This is a genomic window from Noviherbaspirillum denitrificans (genome assembly GCF_002211445.1).
GTDB classification, from domain to species: Bacteria; Pseudomonadota; Gammaproteobacteria; order Burkholderiales; family Burkholderiaceae_D; genus Noviherbaspirillum; species Noviherbaspirillum denitrificans.
Window position 1 is genome coordinate 3,308,974 of the sequence record NZ_LSTO01000001.1, and the last position, 1,567, is coordinate 3,310,540.

Annotated in this window: 2 protein-coding genes; both read left to right on the forward strand. The window is 65.0% G+C overall.

Translation table 11 applies throughout. The features are described 5' to 3' along the window. Positions 1-373 (forward strand): rod shape-determining protein (locus tag AYR66_RS15970; RefSeq protein ID WP_170942315.1); only part of this gene is annotated, 373 nt, incomplete at its 5' end. Positions 374-467: 94 nt separating this feature from the next. Beyond that, positions 468-1,567, forward strand: a 1,100-nt coding sequence (gene mreC, locus AYR66_RS15975; RefSeq protein ID WP_170942316.1) for a rod shape-determining protein MreC, incomplete at its 3' end; no start/stop codon positions are given.

The window sequence follows — 1,567 nt, forward strand, 5'->3', positions numbered from 1 at the left end:
TTCCGCGTTCCCGGGTTCCGAAGTGAAGGAAATGGAAGTCAAGGGCCGCAACCTGTCTGAAGGCATCCCGCGCTCGTTCACGATTTCGTCCAACGAAATCCTGGAAGCGCTGACCGATCCGCTCAACAACATCGTCTCCGCCGTCAAGAACGCGCTCGAGCAGACTCCGCCGGAACTCGGCGCGGATATCGCCGAGAAGGGCATGATGCTGACCGGCGGCGGCGCGCTGCTGCGCGACCTGGACCGCCTGCTGATGGAAGAGACCGGCCTGCCCGTGATCGTCGCTGAGGATCCGCTGACCTGCGTGGTGCGCGGCTCCGGTATGGCGCTCGAGCGCATGGACAAGCTTGGCTCCATTTTCTCCTACGAGTAATCGACACGATGTTTTGCCAGACGCGCCTTGCCCCAACCACGCAAGGCGCGCCGATGGACAGAAATTCCCGGTCACGTTCTCCTTTTAGACCCTGATGGATTACAGTCCACCGCCACTTTTCAAGCAAGGCGCTTCCGCGCGAGCCAAAGTGGTGTTCTTCTCCCTCATTGCCCTGATCCTGCTGGTGGCCGACTCGCGCCTGCGCTCCCTGGGAGCCATCCGCCAGGTGGTCGGCACCGCGCTGTATCCGCTGCAGGTCGTGGCCTTGTTGCCGCGCGATGCCGCCTACATGGTCGGCGATTACTTCTCGTCGCTGTCGGCGATGCAGAAGGAAAACCACAAGCTCAAGGAGCAGCAGGTCGCCAACGGCCAGACATTGCAGCAGGTGCAACAGCTGGCAGCGGAGAACGCGCAGCTGCGTAAGCTGCTGTCGGCCAACGAGCGGCTTGCGGTGAAATCGGTGATGACCGAAATCCTGTACGACGCGCGGGATGCCTTTACCCGCAAGATCGTCGTTGACCGCGGCAGCAGCCATGGCGTCGCGCCGGGGCAGCCGGTGATCGACGACGTCGGCGTGGTCGGCCAGGTGACGCGCGTATTTCCCTTTACCTCCGAAATCACGCTGCTGACCGACAAGGACCAGGCGATCCCGGTCCAGGTGGTGCGCAGCGGCCTGCGCAGCATCGCTTACGGGCAGGGCCATTCGGGTTCGCTCGACCTGCGCTTCATGCCCGTCAATGCCGATATCCAGAACGGCGACATGCTGGTCACGTCCGGCATCGATGGCGTCTATCCGGCCGGCCTGTCGGTGGCCAAGGTGACCCAGGTCGACCGCAAGTCGTCCGATGCGTTTGCCCGCATCGTCTGCCAGCCGCTAGCCGGTATCGACCGCAACCGACAGATGCTGATCCTGCTGACGGAAATGCAATTCCCGCCGCGTCCCGAGGCGGAAGATCCGAAGCGGGAGAAGGCCGCCAAGCGCGAGGCCGCGAAAGAAGCAGCGAAGGAAGCCGCGAAAGAGGCGGCCAAGCAAGCTGCTGCCGCTCCGCAAGCCCCCGCCGTCGCGCCCGCGCCGGTGCAAGACGGCCCCGCCCAGCCGGCACCACCTGCCGTCACACCGCAGAAGCCGGCGGACAAGCCTGCCGCAGCGCCTGCCGCCAAGCCCGCGGCAACGGCGCCGGCCCATCCGGCCGT